This window comes from Inmirania thermothiophila, from assembly GCF_003751635.1.
GTDB lineage: Bacteria > Pseudomonadota > Gammaproteobacteria > DSM-100275 > DSM-100275 > Inmirania > Inmirania thermothiophila.
Window position 1 is genome coordinate 976311 of the sequence record NZ_RJVI01000001.1, and the last position, 13998, is coordinate 990308.

15 protein-coding genes are annotated in these 13998 nt (G+C 72.6%); 4 read left to right on the forward strand and 11 right to left on the reverse strand.

Annotation, left to right across the window (positions count from 1 at the left end; all coding sequences use genetic code 11):
* Positions 1–8 precede the first annotated feature (8 nt).
* The 11 genes from EDC57_RS04780 to metG all read right to left on the reverse strand — a co-directional run bounded on the left by EDC57_RS04780 (position 9) and on the right by metG (position 10020).
* On the reverse strand, positions 9–1082 hold the full coding sequence (locus EDC57_RS04780) for an FMN-binding glutamate synthase family protein (RefSeq protein ID WP_245995122.1): 1074 nt from the start codon (positions 1080–1082) through the stop codon (positions 9–11).
* Complete coding sequence (locus EDC57_RS13085; protein WP_245995123.1) at positions 1079–1540, reverse strand: hypothetical protein; 462 nt, start codon at positions 1538–1540, stop codon at positions 1079–1081. The genes EDC57_RS04780 and EDC57_RS13085 overlap by 4 nt, the downstream gene beginning before the upstream one ends.
* A 52-nt stretch (positions 1541–1592) precedes the next feature.
* Entirely contained in the window at positions 1593–2027 is a 435-nt protein-coding gene (locus EDC57_RS04785) for a DUF1841 family protein (protein ID WP_123400697.1), read from the reverse strand.
* 60 nt (positions 2028–2087) lie between these two features.
* The gene (nth, locus tag EDC57_RS04790; RefSeq protein ID WP_123400698.1) at positions 2088–2726 is read right to left on the reverse strand and encodes an endonuclease III; all 639 of its coding nucleotides are present in this window, start codon (positions 2724–2726) and stop codon (positions 2088–2090) included.
* A 4-nt stretch (positions 2727–2730) separates the two neighbouring features.
* Positions 2731–3423, reverse strand: a complete 693-nt coding sequence (locus EDC57_RS04795) for an electron transport complex subunit E (RefSeq protein WP_123400699.1) — start codon at positions 3421–3423, stop codon at positions 2731–2733.
* Positions 3416–4054: an electron transport complex subunit RsxG gene (gene rsxG / locus EDC57_RS04800; RefSeq protein ID WP_245995124.1), complete on the reverse strand. Its 639-nt coding sequence runs from the start codon at positions 4052–4054 to the stop codon at positions 3416–3418. The genes EDC57_RS04795 and rsxG overlap by 8 nt, the downstream gene beginning before the upstream one ends.
* A gap of 3 nt (positions 4055–4057) precedes the next feature.
* On the reverse strand, positions 4058–5092 hold the full coding sequence (rsxD, locus tag EDC57_RS04805; protein ID WP_123400700.1) for an electron transport complex subunit RsxD: 1035 nt from the start codon (positions 5090–5092) through the stop codon (positions 4058–4060).
* Positions 5092–6642, reverse strand: a complete 1551-nt coding sequence (rsxC, locus tag EDC57_RS04810; protein ID WP_123400701.1) for an electron transport complex subunit RsxC — start codon at positions 6640–6642, stop codon at positions 5092–5094. The genes rsxD and rsxC overlap by 1 nt, the downstream gene beginning before the upstream one ends.
* Positions 6642–7184: an electron transport complex subunit RsxB gene (rsxB, locus tag EDC57_RS04815; protein ID WP_123400702.1), complete on the reverse strand. Its 543-nt coding sequence runs from the start codon at positions 7182–7184 to the stop codon at positions 6642–6644. Before rsxB ends, rsxC begins: the two co-directional genes overlap by 1 nt.
* A 4-nt stretch (positions 7185–7188) precedes the next feature.
* Complete coding sequence (gene rsxA, locus EDC57_RS04820; protein WP_123400703.1) at positions 7189–7770, reverse strand: electron transport complex subunit RsxA; 582 nt, start codon at positions 7768–7770, stop codon at positions 7189–7191.
* A 216-nt stretch (positions 7771–7986) separates the two neighbouring features.
* Positions 7987–10020 (reverse strand): methionine--tRNA ligase, encoded by a 2034-nt coding sequence (gene metG, locus EDC57_RS04825; RefSeq protein ID WP_123400704.1) that lies wholly within the window; start codon positions 10018–10020, stop codon positions 7987–7989.
* Positions 10021–10206: 186 nt separating this feature from the next.
* On the opposite strand from metG, the gene apbC reads away from it, so the two are divergent.
* From apbC to EDC57_RS04845, 4 genes are all read left to right on the forward strand, one after another.
* Positions 10207–11298 carry an iron-sulfur cluster carrier protein ApbC gene (apbC, locus tag EDC57_RS04830; RefSeq protein WP_123400705.1) on the forward strand — a complete coding sequence of 364 codons (1092 nt, stop codon included), beginning with the start codon at positions 10207–10209 and terminating at the stop codon, positions 11296–11298.
* Between the two features lie 79 nt (positions 11299–11377).
* On the forward strand, positions 11378–11944 hold the full coding sequence (gene dcd, locus EDC57_RS04835) for a dCTP deaminase (RefSeq protein ID WP_123400706.1): 567 nt from the start codon (positions 11378–11380) through the stop codon (positions 11942–11944).
* Positions 11945–12024: 80 nt separating this feature from the next.
* The gene (locus EDC57_RS04840; RefSeq protein WP_170165035.1) at positions 12025–12924 is read left to right on the forward strand and encodes a poly(R)-hydroxyalkanoic acid synthase subunit PhaE; all 900 of its coding nucleotides are present in this window, start codon (positions 12025–12027) and stop codon (positions 12922–12924) included.
* 2 nt (positions 12925–12926) lie between these two features.
* Positions 12927–13988, forward strand: a complete 1062-nt coding sequence (locus EDC57_RS04845) for a class III poly(R)-hydroxyalkanoic acid synthase subunit PhaC (RefSeq protein ID WP_123400708.1) — start codon at positions 12927–12929, stop codon at positions 13986–13988.
* The last annotated feature ends 10 nt before the right edge of the window (positions 13989–13998 follow it).

The following is a 13998-nucleotide window of genomic DNA, read 5'->3' on the forward strand; positions in this document are numbered from 1 at the left end:
CGGTCTCCTCAGCCCGGATCGGCGGCGAGGTCGCGCCACAGCGCGGGATCCGGCTGCGGTGGCGGGTAGAGGCGGTCGAGGGGCACCGAGATCCCCCGCTCGGTGACCACGCGGGCATGGAACCGGCGCAGGGCGCGCGGCTCGGGGACGCCGCAGGCGTGGGCGATCACGCCCACCTCGCGCACCATGTTGCGGACATAGTTGGCCACGCGCCGCGCCTTGTCCTCGGGCACCAGGCCGCGCTGCAGGCACGAGTTGTGGGTGGTGATCCCGGTGGGGCAGGTGTCGCGGTTGCACTGCATGGCCCGGATGCAGCCGAGGGCGAACATGAAGCCGCGGGCGGAGACGGCGAAGTCGGCGCCCACGCACAGGGCCCAGGCCACCTCCACGGGCGTGACGAGCTTGCCCGAGGCGATGACGCGGACGCGATCCCGAAGGCCCCACAGCGTCAGCCGGTCCACCAGCAGCGGCAGGGCCTCGCGCAGCGGCAGGCCCATGTTGTCGGCGAGGCTCATGGGGGCGGCGCCGGTGCCGCCCTCGGCACCGTCCACGGTGATGAAGTCGGGGGCGGATGCGATGCCACGGCGGTGGATCTCGGCAAAGAGCTCGTCGAGCCAGCCCCAGGCGCCCAGCACCGCCTTGAAGCCCACCGGCTTGCCCGTGACCTGCCGCACCCGGGCGATCATGTCCAGGAGATCGGCGGTGCTGTCGATCTCGGGGTGGCGGTTGGGGCTGATGGAGTCGCGATGCGGCGGGATGCCGCGGATGCGGGCGATCTCCTCGGTCACCTTCACCGCCGGGAGGATGCCGCCCTTGCCGGGCTTGGCGCCCTGGGAGAGCTTGATCTCGAACATGCGCACGCGCTCGCGGGCGGCGAGCTCGCGCAGCCGTGCCTCCGACAGCCGCCCGTGCGCGTCGCGCACGCCGTACTCGGCGGTGCCGATCTGGAAGACGAGGTCGCAGCCCCCCTCCAGGTGGTAGGGCGAGAGGCCGCCCTCGCCGGTGTTGAGCCAGCAGCCGGCCTCGGCGGCGCCGCGCGAGAGTGCCCGGACCGCCGGGCGCGACAGGGCCCCGTAGCTCATCCCCGAGATGTTGAACAGGCTGCGCGTGTGTAGGGCGTGGGGCAGTCGGGCCCGATGGTGACCTCGCGCGGTGCGACCGCGTCCGTCTCCAGGGTCGGATAGGGGCAGTTGACGAAGAACACCGTGCCCACCGGCCGCAGGTCCCGGGTCGAGCCGAAGGCCTGGGTGGTGTCCACGTTCTTGGCCGCGCGGTAGACCCAGCCCCGCTCGGCGCGGTTGAAGGGCAGCTCCTCGCGGTCCATGGCGAAGAAGTACTGCCGGAAGAACATCCCCAGGTGCTCGAACCAGTAGCGGAAGCGCCCGATGACCGGATAGTTGCGCCGGATGGCGTGGCGGGTCTGGGTCACGTCGATGACGTAGAGGACCACGACGCCGAGCACGCCGAGCCCGATCACGAACACGAACAGCGCCGCCAGGATCTCCACCGCGGCAAGGCCGAACTGCTGCCAATCGCTCACCTGTGCTCCTCCCGTGCCGTCCGCCCGGCGGACCGGGTGCGGACCCCGGGTCTCACCCGCCCTCGTCCAGCAGCCCCCGCAGGCAGGCCAGATAGTCCGCCTCGTCGGGCTCGCGGCCGGCCTGCTGGGCCTCCCAGACGGTGCGTGCAAGGCACTCCATCATGCGGTGCTCGGCGGCGTGGGCGTCGGGCGAGCGCGCGAGCAGCCGCCGGTAGAGCGCCACGATGCCGCGGGGGCGGTCGGTGGCGAGCTGCTCCTCCAGCGCCAGGTGCAGCGACAGGTGCAGGAACGGGTTCGCCTCGCCCAGCTCGGCGTGGAAGTCGCGTGCGAGCGCCTCCTCGTCCTCCAGCCAGCGGTGGTACTCGGGGTGGCGGGCGACGACGCCCGCGATCTGGCGCTGCAGCGGCTCCAGCGGCTCGCCCGCGCAGTGTCTGCGCCAGGCCTCGCGGAAGTAGCGGCGAAGCCGCGTGCGGTCGGTGGTGAACACGCTCCTCTCCCCCAGGGGATCCGCGGCGAAAGGTAGGCCTTTGCCGCCCCGGCGTCCAGCTCAGCCGGGCGCCGCCTTGCCCTCCCAGGCGCAGAGGTCGGCCACGGGGCAGGCGCCGCAGCGCGGGCGGCGCGCGGTGCAGACGTAGCGCCCGTGCAGGATCAGCCAGTGGTGGGCGTGGCGGCGGAAGGTCTCCGGCACCACCTCCAGCAGCCGGCGCTCCACCTCCCGCGGCGTGCGCCCGGGGGCGAGGCCGGTGCGGTTGGCGACGCGGAAGATGTGGGTGTCGACGGCGATGGTGGGCTCGCCGAAGGCGACGTTGAGGACGACGTTGGCGGTCTTGCGTCCGACCCCGGGCAGGGCCTCCAGGGCCTCGCGCGAGCGCGGCACCTCGCCGCCGTGGCGCTCGAGGAGGATGCGGCAGGTGGCGAGGATGTTGCGCGCCTTGCTGTTGTGCAGGCCGATGTGGCGGATGTGCCGCCGCAGCCCCTCCTCGCCGAGGGCGAGCATCTTCTCCGGGGTGTCGGCGACGCGGAACAGGGTCTCGGTGGCCTTGTTGACGGAGGCGTCGGTGGCCTGGGCCGAGAGGATCACCGCCACCAGGAGCTCGAAGGGGGTGCGGTAGCGGAGCTCGCTGCGCGGCTCCGGCCGCTCGGCGCGCAGGCGCGAGAAGAACGTCCGGACCGCCTCCGGGGGCACCGCCTCAGCCGGCCTCCGGCGCCGGGGCGGCGACCGCGACGGCGGCCGTGCGGCGCCGGGCGGCGCGGCGGTCGATGACGTTCTTCAGGGCGATGAGCAGCCCCATGCCGAGGAAGGCCCCCGGGGGCAGGATCGCCACCAGGAAGCCCCGGTAGTCGGGGATGACGGTGATCTCGAGCCCCGCCAGGGCCTCGCCGAACATCACGCCCATCTGGCTGAACAGCGTGCCCTGACCCACCACCTCGCGCAGCCCGCCGAGCGTCACCAGCACCGCGGTGAAGCCGAGGCCCATGGCGAGCCCGTCGAGGGCGGCGGGTAGGACGCGGTTGCGCGAGGCGAAGGCCTCGGCGCGGCCGATGATGGTGCAGTTGGTGACGATGAGGGGGACGAAGATGCCGAGCACCTTGTAGAGGTCGTAGAACCAGGCGTTCATGAGGAGCTCGACGGCGGTGACGAAGGAGGCGATCACGAGCACGTAGACCGGGATGCGCACCTCGGGCCGCACCAGCCCCCGGATCAGCGACACGGTCACGTTGGAGGCGACGAGCACCGCGGTGGTCGCAAGCCCCATCCCGAGCCCGTTGGCCACCGAGCCGGTGACCGCGAGCAGCGGGCACAGGCCCAGGATCTGCACCAGGGCGGGGTTGTTGTGCCAGAGGCCGTCGGCGAGGAGGCGGCCGTAGCGCGTCTCAGCCATCCCGGGACTCCTCCGGTTGCGCCGCGAAGAGCTCGTTGCGGTGCGCCTCGTAGTACTCCAGCGCCTTGCGCACCGCCTTGACCACCGCGCGCGGGGTGATGGTGGCGCCGGTGAACTGGTCGAAGACCCCTCCGTCCTTGCGCACCTTCCAGTGCGCCGGGTCCGGGTCGCGAAGCGAGCGGCCGCGGAAGGCGTGGATCCAGTCGGACTTCTCCACCTCGATGCGGTCGCCGAGGCCGGGGGTCTCCTTGTGGGCGAGCACGCGGACCCCGGCGAGGGTGCCGTCGACGCGGATCGCCACCATCAGGCGGATGGGTCCGCCGTAGCCGTCCGGGGCCACCGGCGTCAGGACCACCGCCACCGGCGCGCCGCCGCGTCGCGCCCGATACACGGTGACCGGCTCGTCGGTGCCCAGCAGCGCCCGGTCGCGCACCTGGAGGGTGTCGCCGGCGAGGTCGTTGTCGTACCACTCGGGCGGGACCAGGGCCCCGAGCGTGCGCAGCAGGTTCTCACGCTCCACCTGAGCGATGCGCTCGCGGGTGAGCCCGTAGGTGGCCGCCACCAGCCCCGTCCCCACGAGGGCGAAGCCCGCGAGCACCAGCGCCGCCCCGCTCATGTGCCGCGCCGCCACCGCTCAGCCCTCCTGCTCGCCGAAGACCCGCGGGCGGGTGTACTGGTCGATGGTGGGGGCGGCCATGTTCATGAGCAGCACGGCGAAGGCGACGCCGTCGGGGAAGCCGCCCCAGGTGCGGATGACGTAGGTGATGGCGCCGACGCCGGCGCCGAAGAGCAGGCGCCCGCGCGGGGTGGTGCTCGCCGTCACCGGGTCGGTGGCGATGAAGAAGGCGCCGAGCATCGCCGCCCCGCTGAAGAGGTGGAAGAGCGGCCCGGCGTAGCGCGCCGGGTCCAGGAGGTGGAAGACCGTCGCCAGCCCGGCCAGCGCCCCCAGCATCCCGGCCGGGATCTGCCAGGCGATCAGGCGCCGCGCCGCGAGATAGAGGCCGCCGGCGAGGTAGGCGAGGGCCACCCACTGCCAGGCGGCGCCCCCGAGCAGCCCGTAGGCGGCCCCGGAGAGCACCTCCGGCACCGCCTTGTCCAGGGTGAGGGCCGTGCGCACCTCGTCCAGGGGGGTCGCCATGGTGATGGCGTCGAGGCCGAGCCCGGATGGGGGCGTGCCGCCGAAGATGAGCCTCAGGACCTCGCCGGGCGCGAGCGGCAGCGGCGCGAGGATGGTCGGCGCCGGCCACGCCGTCATCTCCCGCGGGAAGGCGATGATGAGGACCACGAAGCCCACCATCGCCGGGTTGAAGGGGTTGTAGCCGAGACCGCCGTAGAGGTGCTTGGCGACGACGATGGCGAAGGCCGCGCCCACCACGGCGATCCACCACGGCGCCGTGGGCGGCAGGGCGAGGGCCAGCAGCACCCCGGTGAGCACGGCGCTGAGGTCGGTGAGGAAAGGCCGCAGGGGGCGGCCGCGCAGGCGCAGCATGGCGGCCTCGCAGGCCACCGCGGTGACCGCCGCAAGCGCGATCTGCACCGGCACCCCGGGGCCGTAGAGCCAGGTCGCCGCGGCCGCCCCGGGGACGAGGGCAAGCAGCACCCGGCCCATCAGGCGCGTGACCGAGGCCGGACCGTGCAGGTGCGGCGAGGACGGGGTCGGAAAGCGCATCACTCCTCCCCGGCCTCCTCGTGGCGGCGCACGCGCTCGCGCACCGCCACCGCCTTCGGCGGCTCCCCCGCCGCCGGCCGCGTGCCGTCCTCGGCCTTCTTGGCCGCGGCGGCCTCGCGCAGCATGCGCATGCGCTCGGCCTTCTCCCGCCGCGCCCGCTCGAGCCGCTCCTGCTTGGCCTCGTGGCGGCGGCGGGCGCGCTCGGCGCGGCGGCGCTCGCGCTCGCGCGCCCAGATCTCGGTCTTGGCGTAGCGGAAGTACTGCACCAGCGGGATGCGGCTGGGGCAGACGTAGGCGCAGCAGCCGCACTCGATGCAGTCGAACAGCCGCAGGGCCTGGGCGCGGTCGAGGTCGCGGGCGCGCGCGTACCAGTAGAGCTGCTGGGGCAGCAGCCGCATGGGACAGGCGTTCATGCACTGGCCGCAGCGGATGCAGGGCAGGGCCGGGCCGGTCGCGGCCACCTCGGCCTCGGAGGCCACCAGCACGCAGTTGGTGGCCTTGACCACCGGGACCTCGTCGCTCGCCAGGGCCACGCCCATCATCGGCCCGCCCATGATCAGCCGCGCCGCCTTGGGGGTGTAGCCGCCGGCCTCCGCGACCAGATGGCGCACGGGCGTGCCCAGCGCCACCTCCAGGTTGCGCGGGCGGGCCACGCCCTCGCCGGTGACGGTGACGATGCGCGAGACCAGGGGCTCGCCGCGGGTCACGGCGCGGTACACGGCGGCCGTGGTGGAGAGGTTCTGGCAGACCACGCCGACGTCGATGGGCAGCCCCCCGCTCGGGACCACGCGCCCGGTGAGGACGTGGATGAGCTGCTTCTCGCCCCCCGTGGGATAGCGGGTGGGCACGGGGCGGACCTCCACCGCGGGATCGCCGAGCCGCGCCACCGCCGCCTCCATCGCGGCGATGGCCTCGGGCTTGTTGTCCTCGATGCCGATGAGGCAGCGTCCGGCGTCGAGGATGCGGCGCAGGATCTGCATGCCGCCGACGATCTCGTCGGCGTGCTCGCGCACCAGCATGTCGTCGGCGGTGATGTAGGGCTCGCACTCGGCGCCGTTGAGGATCAGGTACTCGACGGCGTGGCGCTGCCCGGGATTGAGCTTGACGTGGGTCGGGAAGGCGGCGCCGCCGAGGCCCACGATGCCGGCCTCGCGCACCCGCTCGCGCAGCCGCGCGGGATCCGCCTCCGCCCAGTCGGCGATGGGCTCGGGCCGCTCCGCCCAGCGGTCCTCGCCGTCGGTCTCGATGACGATGCAGGGCGCGGAAAGACCCGAGGGGTGGGGCACCGGGCGCGGCTCCACCGCCACCACCGTGCCCGAGCTCGCGGCGTGGATGGGGACGCTCACCACGCCGCCGGCGTGGGCGATCACCTGGCCCTTGAGGACGCGCTCGCCGGGCTGCACCACGGGCTCGGCGGGCTGGCCGATGTGCTGGTGCACGGGCTGGACGAGCAGCGGCGGCAGCGAGGCGCGGGCGAGGGGCACCTCGAGGCTCATCTCCTTGCGCCCCGGCGGGTGGATGCCGCCGGGGAAGCGCCACAGGCGGCCCATCAGGCGGCCTCCCCGATCCCCGCCGGCCGCGGCCAGCGCCAGCCCGCAAGGCCCTCGTCCACCGGCTCCATGCGGATGCACTCCACCGGGCAGGCCGGCACGCACTTCTCGCACCCGGTGCACTCGGCCCGGATCACGGTGTGCATCTGCTTGGTGGCGCCGACGATGGCGTCCACCGGGCAGACGAGGATGCACTTGGTGCAGCCGATGCAGTTCTGCTCGTCGATGACGGCCACCTCCGGGCCCTTCTCCTCGGCCTCCTCCACCGGCTTGGGCTCGCGGCCCAGCAGGTCGGCGATGGCCCGCATCACGGGCTCGCCGCCGGGGATGCAGAGGTTGATCTCGGCCTCGCCGGCGGCCACCGCCTCGGCGTAGGGCCGGCAGCCCGGGTAGCCGCACTGGCCGCACTGGGTCTGGGGCAGCAGTCCGTCCACCTGGTCGGCCACCGGGTCGCCCTCGACCCGGAAGCGCAGGTCCGCATAGCCCAGCAGCAGGCCGAAGCCCAGCGCGAGCACCGTCAGGGATGCAACCGCCACGATCATCGCCTCACCCCCTGACCAGCCCCGAGAAGCCCATGAAGGCGAGCGACATCAGGCCCGCCGTGATCATGGCGATGGCCGCGCCCTGGAACGGGCCGGGCACGTCCGCCACCGCGATGCGCTCGCGCAGGGCGGCGAAGAGCGCCAGCACGAGCGAGAAGCCGAGCGCGGCCCCGAAGCCGTAGACCGCCGACTCCAGGAAGGTGCGCTGCTCCTGCACCAGCAGCAGCGCCACCCCCAGCACCGCGCAGTTGGTGGTGATGAGGGGCAGGTAGATGCCGAGCACCTGGTAGAGCACGGGGCTGGTCTTGTGCACCACCATCTCGGTGAACTGGACCACCACGGCGATGACGAGGATGAAGGCGACGGTGCGCAGGTAGCCGATGCCCAGCGGCTCCAGCAGATAGGTGTTGACGAGGTAGGCGAGGATGGAGGAAAGGGTGAGCACGAAGGTGGTGGCCAGCCCCATGCCGAGGGCGGTCTCCACCTTGCGCGACACGCCCATGAACGGGCAGAGCCCGAGGAACCTCACGAGCACGAAGTTGTTCACGAGCACCGTGCTCACGAGGATGAGCGCGTACTCGGCCATCGCCTCTCCCTCGTCGCCACGCCCTCGGTCGGGGCGGCTGTTTTTGTTCGATGAGCAAACAATCTAGCGCGTCGCCCTGCCCCGGAAAACACACCGCGGCAGGGGGATGTATCCGATGCTAGCAGGGTTTGACGCGGTGCAACAACGGGGTCGGCGCCGCTCGCGGCTAGTAATTTTTTATGCCGCGATAAGCCCCAATGCGGCGGTGCGGGCGGCTCAGCGCACGCGCATGCCGGGCTCGGCCCCCTCGTCGGGGCCGATGAGCCAGAGCCGCTCACCGCCGGGGCCGGCGGCGAGGACCATGCCCTCGGAGACGCCGAAGCGCATCCGGCGCGGGGCGAGGTTGGCCACGACCACGGTGAGCCGGCCCACCAGCTCCTCGGGGCGGTAGGCCTGGCGGATGCCCGCGAAGACGGTGCGCCGCTCGCCGCCAAGGTCCACGGTCAGGCGCAGCAGCCGGTCGGCGCCCTCCACCTCGGCGGCCTCGACGATGCGGGCGACCCGCAGGTCGATGCGGGCGAACTCGTCGATGCCGATGGTGGGGGCGGCCTCCTCCTCGGTGCGGGCAGGGGCTGCGGCCGTGCCCGCCGCGGCGGGGCGGGGCTCGAGGCTCTCGCGCGAGGCCTCCACCATGGCCTGCACCTGCTTCGGGTCGACCCGGTGCAGGAGCGGCTGGAAGGGGCGGATCTCGCAGCCGAGCAGCGGCTGCAGGCGCGTCTGCCAGTCGAGGGCGGGGCCGCCGAGGAAGGCCTCGGCGCGCTGGGCGAGCCGCGGCAGGATCGGCTTGAGGTAGGTGACCAGGACGCGGAAGAGGTTGAGCCCCTGGGTGCAGACGGCCTGCACCTCGCCGCGCCGCGCCGGCTCCTTGATCGCGACCCAGGGCTTGCGCTCGTCGATGTACTGGTTGGCGCGGTCGGCGAGCGCCATGATCTCGCGCACGGCGCGGCCGTACTCGCGCGCCTCCATCCACTCGGCGATGATCTCGCCGGCGGCGACGAAGCCCTGGTAGAGCTCGGGCGCGGGCAGGGCCTCGGCGAGCCGCCCGCCGAAGTCGCGCTCGATGAAGCGGGCGCAGCGCGAGGCGATGTTGACCAGCTTGCCGACGAGGTCGCTGTTGACCCGCTGTACGAAGTCGTCGAGGTTGAGGTCGATGTCCTCGACGCGCCCGTTGAGCTTGGCCGCGAAGTAGTAGCGCAGGTACTCCGGATCCAGGTGGTCGAGGTAGGTGCGGGCCTTGATGAAGGTGCCGCGCGACTTGGACATCTTCTGCCCGTCGACGGTGAGGAAGCCGTGGGCGAAGACCGCGGTGGGCTTGCGGAAGCCCGCCCCGTGCAGCATCGCGGGCCAGAACAGGGCGTGGAAGTAGATGATGTCCTTGCCGATGAAGTGGTAGACCTCGGCCTCCGAGTCCGGCCCCCAGTAGGCGTCGAAGTCGAGGCCGCGGCGCGTGCAGAGGTTGCGCAGGCTGGCCATGTAGCCGATGGGGGCGTCGAGCCAGACGTAGAAGTACTTGCCCGGGGCGTCCGGGATCTCGAAGCCGAAGTACGGCGCATCGCGCGAGATGTCCCAGGGCTGCAGCCCGGCCGCGAACCACTCGTCGAGCTTGTTGCGCACCTCCTCCTGGAGGTGGCCGCCCGCGGTCCACTCCCGCAGCATGGGCTCGAAGTCGGCGAGCCGGAAGAAGTAGTGCAGCGACTCGCGCGCCTCGGGCCGCACCCCGGACAGCACCGAGACCGGGTTGCGGAGCTCGCCCGGCGAGTAGGTGGCGCCGCAGACCTCGCAGGAGTCGCCGTACTGGTCGGGGGCGCCGCAGCGCGGGCACTCGCCGCGGATGTAGCGGTCGGGCAGGAAGATCCCCTGCACCGGGTCGTAGGCCTGGGTGATGGTGCGGGTCTCGATGTGGCCGGCGTCGCGGTTGCGGATGTAGATGAGCTCGGCGAGCTCGCGGTTCTCCGGCGAGTGGGTGGTGTAGTAGTTGTCGAACTCGATCAGGAAGTCGGCGAAGTCGGCCCGGTGCTCGCGGCCGATGCGCTCGATGAGGGCCTCGGGCGTGACGCCCTCCTCGCGCGCCTTGAGCATGATGGGCGTGCCGTGGGCGTCGTCGGCGCAGACGTAGATGCAGTCGTGGCCGCGCAGGCGCTGGAAGCGGGCCCAGATGTCGGTCTGGATGTACTCGACCAGGTGGCCGACGTGGATCGGGCCGTTGGCGTAGGGCAGGGCGCTGGTGACGAGGATCTTTCGCTGCTTCATCGTGCTTCCGGGTCGCCGGGGCGGGGCCGCGCCGCAGGGCGGAATAAGGTAGCACCGGGGCGGAGGCGGTGCCATAACCATTCCCAATGGGGGGTGAGGCGCGGTGGCGCGCTCGTGTAGAATCCGCAGCCCTGCGGCGGCCTCGCGCGGCTGCCGCGCCGGTTTCTCGTCGAGGAGGTCAGCGGCATGGCGGAGGTCACGCGCCTGCAGGTGGAGACGGCCCTCAAGGAGGTGGTCGACCCCCACATCGACAAGGACGTGGTGAGCGCCAAGGAGGTCCGGGGCATCGACATCGACGGCGGGCGGGTGCGCGTCGAGCTGGTGCTCGGCTATCCCGCCGCGGGCTGGGCCGACGCCCTGGCGCAGGCCGTGCGCGAGCGCGTGGGCGCCATCGACGGGGTCTCGGAGGTGGCGGCGGAGGTGCGCTGGGAGGTGGCCTCCCACGCCGTGCAGCGCGGTCTCAAGCCCCTGGAGGGGATCAAGAACGTCATCGCCGTCGCCTCCGGCAAGGGCGGTGTCGGCAAGTCCACGGTGGCGGTCAACCTGGCGCTCGCCCTCAAGGCCGAGGGTGCGCAGGTGGGCATCCTCGACGCCGACATCTACGGGCCGAGCCAGCCCCGCATGCTGGGCATCCAGGGGCGGCCCCAGAGCAAGGACGGGCGCACCCTCGAGCCCATGGTCAGCTACGGCGTCCAGGCCATGTCCATCGGCTTCCTGGTGGACGAGGAGACGCCCATGATCTGGCGCGGGCCCATGGTCACCCAGGCCCTGCAGCAGCTGCTGGGCGACACCAACTGGCGCGACCTCGACTACCTGGTCATCGACCTGCCGCCAGGCACCGGCGACACCCAGCTCACGCTGGCCCAGCGGGTGCCGGTGGCGGGGGCGGTGATCGTGACCACGCCCCAGGACATCGCCCTGCTCGATGCCCGCAAGGGGCTCAAGATGTTCGAGAAGGTGGAGGTGCCGGTGCTCGGCATCGTCGAGAACATGAGCATCCACATCTGCTCGCGCTGCGGCCACGAGGAGCCCATCTTCGGCGAGGGCGGCGGCCGGCGCATGGCCGAGCAGTACGGCGTGCCCTTCCTCGGCGCGCTGCCGCTCGACATCTCCATCCGCGAGCACGCCGACGGCGGGCGGCCGACGGTGGTGGCGGACCCCGACGGGCGCATCGCCCAGATCTACCGCGAGATCGCCCGCCGGGTGGGGGCGCGGCTGTCGCAGCAGGCCAAGACCTACGCCCACAAGTTCCCCACCATCGTCATCGAGAACACCTGAGCCGCCTTCGCGGCCGCGGCGTTGCCGGGCGCGGGCCGGCCTGCTAGGCTTCCGCCTCCTTGCGCGAGGGGGGTGGAAGATGCCGGTGAAGTCCGACCGCTGGATCCGCCGCATGGCCGAGGAGCACGGGATGATCGAGCCCTTCGAGCCCGCGCAGGTGCGCGAGGTGGAGGGCCGGCGCGTGATCTCCTACGGCACCTCGAGCTACGGCTACGACATCCGCTGCGCCGACGAGTTCAAGATCTTCACCAACATCAACTCCGCCATCGTCGACCCCAAGGCCTTCACCGAACGCAGCTTCGTGGACTTCAAGGGCGAGGTCTGCATCATCCCGCCCAACTCCTTCGCCCTCGCGCGCACGGTGGAGTACTTCCGCATCCCCCGCAACGTCCTCACCATCTGCCTCGGCAAGAGCACCTACGCCCGCTGCGGCATCATCGTCAACGTCACCCCGCTGGAGCCGGAGTGGGAGGGGCACGTGACCCTCGAGTTCTCCAACACCACGCCGCTGCCGGCCAAGATCTACGCCAACGAGGGGGTGGCGCAGGTGATCTTCCTCGAGTCCGACGAGCCCTGCGAGGTCTCCTACCGCGACCGCGGCGGCAAGTACCAGGGCCAGCGCGGCGTCACCCTGCCGCGGGCCTGAGCCCCGCGGCCCCGTGGCCGCCTCGCCGATCCCCGCCCATAATGGGTCGGGGGGCAAGGCCCGGTACGGGAGGTACACCGATGACGGAGCAGCGAGCAGGGGCGGATGCGCTCGCCGGTGTGGCGCGCGCCTGGGTCGAGGCGGTGCAGGCGCTCGCCGGGGGCGGGGGGACGGCGTGGGCGGAGCTTGCCCGCGCGTGGGCGGGGGCGCTTCCGGGCGGGACCGCGCGGGAGGTCTTCGAGCGCCATCTGGCGCAGGGGCGGATCCTGCAGGAGATGGGCGAGGCCCTGATCGCCGCCCAGCGCGCCGCCGCCGCGGGTGAGGCCGGCTGGCAGGAGGCCTTCGAGCGGGCGGTGGCGCCGCTGCGCACGCGCATGACGGAGATCCTGACCGCAGGTGCGCCGGGCGCCCCGGGGGGGCGGGCGCCGTGGGAGGCGCTGCTTGCGGCCCCGCCCCTGGGCTACACCCGCGAGTGGCAGGAGAAGCTGCAGCGCCTGGAGCGGGCGCGGCGGGCCCTCGAGGAGGCGTGGGCCGCCTACCGGCGCGAGCTGGACAAGGTGGCCACGGGCACCGCGCGCCGCTTCGGCGAGCGGCTGCGCGCGCGCGCCGAGGCGGATCGGCCGGTGGGCAGCCTGCGCGAGCTCTACGACCTGTGGGTGGACGCCGCCGAGGAGGCCTACGCCGAGGTGGTGGCGGGAGAGGACTACAGCGTGGTCTACGGGCGGCTGGTCAACGCCATGATGGCGCTGCGCCGCTGCCAGCGCGTGCTCGGCGACGAGCTGGCCGAGGCCTGGGACCTGCCGGGGCGGGCGGAGCTGGATGCGGCGCACCGGCGCGTGCACGACCTGCGCGCGCGGGTGCGGGGGCTGGAGCAGGCGCTCGCGGCCGTCCAGGCCGAGGTGGCGGCGCTGAAGGGCCCCGCCCGCGCCCGCGGCACGAAGGTGCGCGGGCGTGCCGGCGCGAAGAAGAAGGAGGGTTGAGCATGCTGCCGCTGGATCTTCGACCCGAGCGGGTGGCGGAGGAGCTCGCCGGCTACCAGGAGCGGCTCGCGCGGGGGCTCGGCACCCTGGCCGCCATCGGCGAGATCGACGTCGGCGCCAGCCCCCGCGACGCCGTCTACGCCGAGGACAAGCTCGTCCTCTACCGCTACCGCCCGCAGGTCAGGCGCCCGCATGCGGTGCCGCTGCTCATCGTCTACGCCCTCGTCAACCGCCCCTACATGGCCGACCTGCAGAAGGGGCGCTCCCTGGTGGAAGGGCTGCTGCAGGCGGGGATCGACGTCTATCTCATCGACTGGGGCTACCCCGACCGCGGCGACCGCTACCTCACCCTCGCCGACTACATCGAGGGCTATCTGCACCGATGCGTCGAGGAGGTCTGCCGCCGCCACGAGCTGGAGGCGGTCAACCTCCTCGGCATCTGCCAGGGCGGCACCTTCAGCCTCTGCTACGCCGCCCTGCATCCGGAGCGGGTGCGCAATCTGGTCACCATGGTGACGCCGGTGGACTTTGCGGTCCCGGACTTTCTCCTCGCCCACCTGGTGCGCCACATCGACGTCGACCTCCTCGTGGACACCCTGGGCAACGTGCCGGGCGAGCTCCTCAACTGGCTCTTCCTCACCCTCAAGCCTTTCCGCCTCACGGGGCAGAAGTACGTGGGGCTGGTGGACCTGATGGACGATCCGGAGCAGGCGCGCAACTTCCTGCGCATGGAGAAGTGGATCTTCGACAGCCCGGATCAGGCGGGCGAGGCCTTCCGCCAGTTCGTCAAGGGCTGCTTCCAGGAGAACCGGCTCGTGCGCGGCGCCCTCGAGATCGGCGAGCGGGTGGTGGAGCTCGGCCGCGTCACCATGCCGGTGCTCAACATCTACGCCACCGAGGACCATCTGGTGCCGCCGGCCTCCTCGGTGGCGCTGGAGCGGCACGTGGGCACCGACGACTACACGGTGCAGGCCTTCAAGGGCGGGCACATCGGCATCTACGTCAGCGGCCGCTCGCAGCGCGAGGTGCCGCCGGCCATCGCGTCCTGGCTCAAGGCGCGCTAGGGCCACCGGG

Coding starts and splice junctions, on each gene's coding strand:
- EDC57_RS04780 (WP_245995122.1), bottom strand. CDS start 1,082: ATGAGCTACGGGGCCCTGTCGCGCCCGGCGGTCCGGGCACTCTCGCGC.
- EDC57_RS04795 (WP_123400699.1), bottom strand. CDS start 3,423: ATGGCTGAGACGCGCTACGGCCGCCTCCTCGCCGACGGCCTCTGGCAC.
- rsxD (WP_123400700.1), bottom strand. CDS start 5,092: ATGCGCTTTCCGACCCCGTCCTCGCCGCACCTGCACGGTCCGGCCTCG.
- rsxC (WP_123400701.1), bottom strand. CDS start 6,642: ATGGGCCGCCTGTGGCGCTTCCCCGGCGGCATCCACCCGCCGGGGCGC.
- rsxB (WP_123400702.1), bottom strand. CDS start 7,184: ATGATCGTGGCGGTTGCATCCCTGACGGTGCTCGCGCTGGGCTTCGGC.
- rsxA (WP_123400703.1), bottom strand. CDS start 7,770: ATGGCCGAGTACGCGCTCATCCTCGTGAGCACGGTGCTCGTGAACAAC.
- metG (WP_123400704.1), bottom strand. CDS start 10,020: ATGAAGCAGCGAAAGATCCTCGTCACCAGCGCCCTGCCCTACGCCAAC.
- apbC (WP_123400705.1), top strand. CDS start 10,207: ATGGCGGAGGTCACGCGCCTGCAGGTGGAGACGGCCCTCAAGGAGGTG.
- dcd (WP_123400706.1), top strand. CDS start 11,378: ATGCCGGTGAAGTCCGACCGCTGGATCCGCCGCATGGCCGAGGAGCAC.
- EDC57_RS04840 (WP_170165035.1), top strand. CDS start 12,025: ATGACGGAGCAGCGAGCAGGGGCGGATGCGCTCGCCGGTGTGGCGCGC.
- EDC57_RS04845 (WP_123400708.1), top strand. CDS start 12,927: ATGCTGCCGCTGGATCTTCGACCCGAGCGGGTGGCGGAGGAGCTCGCC.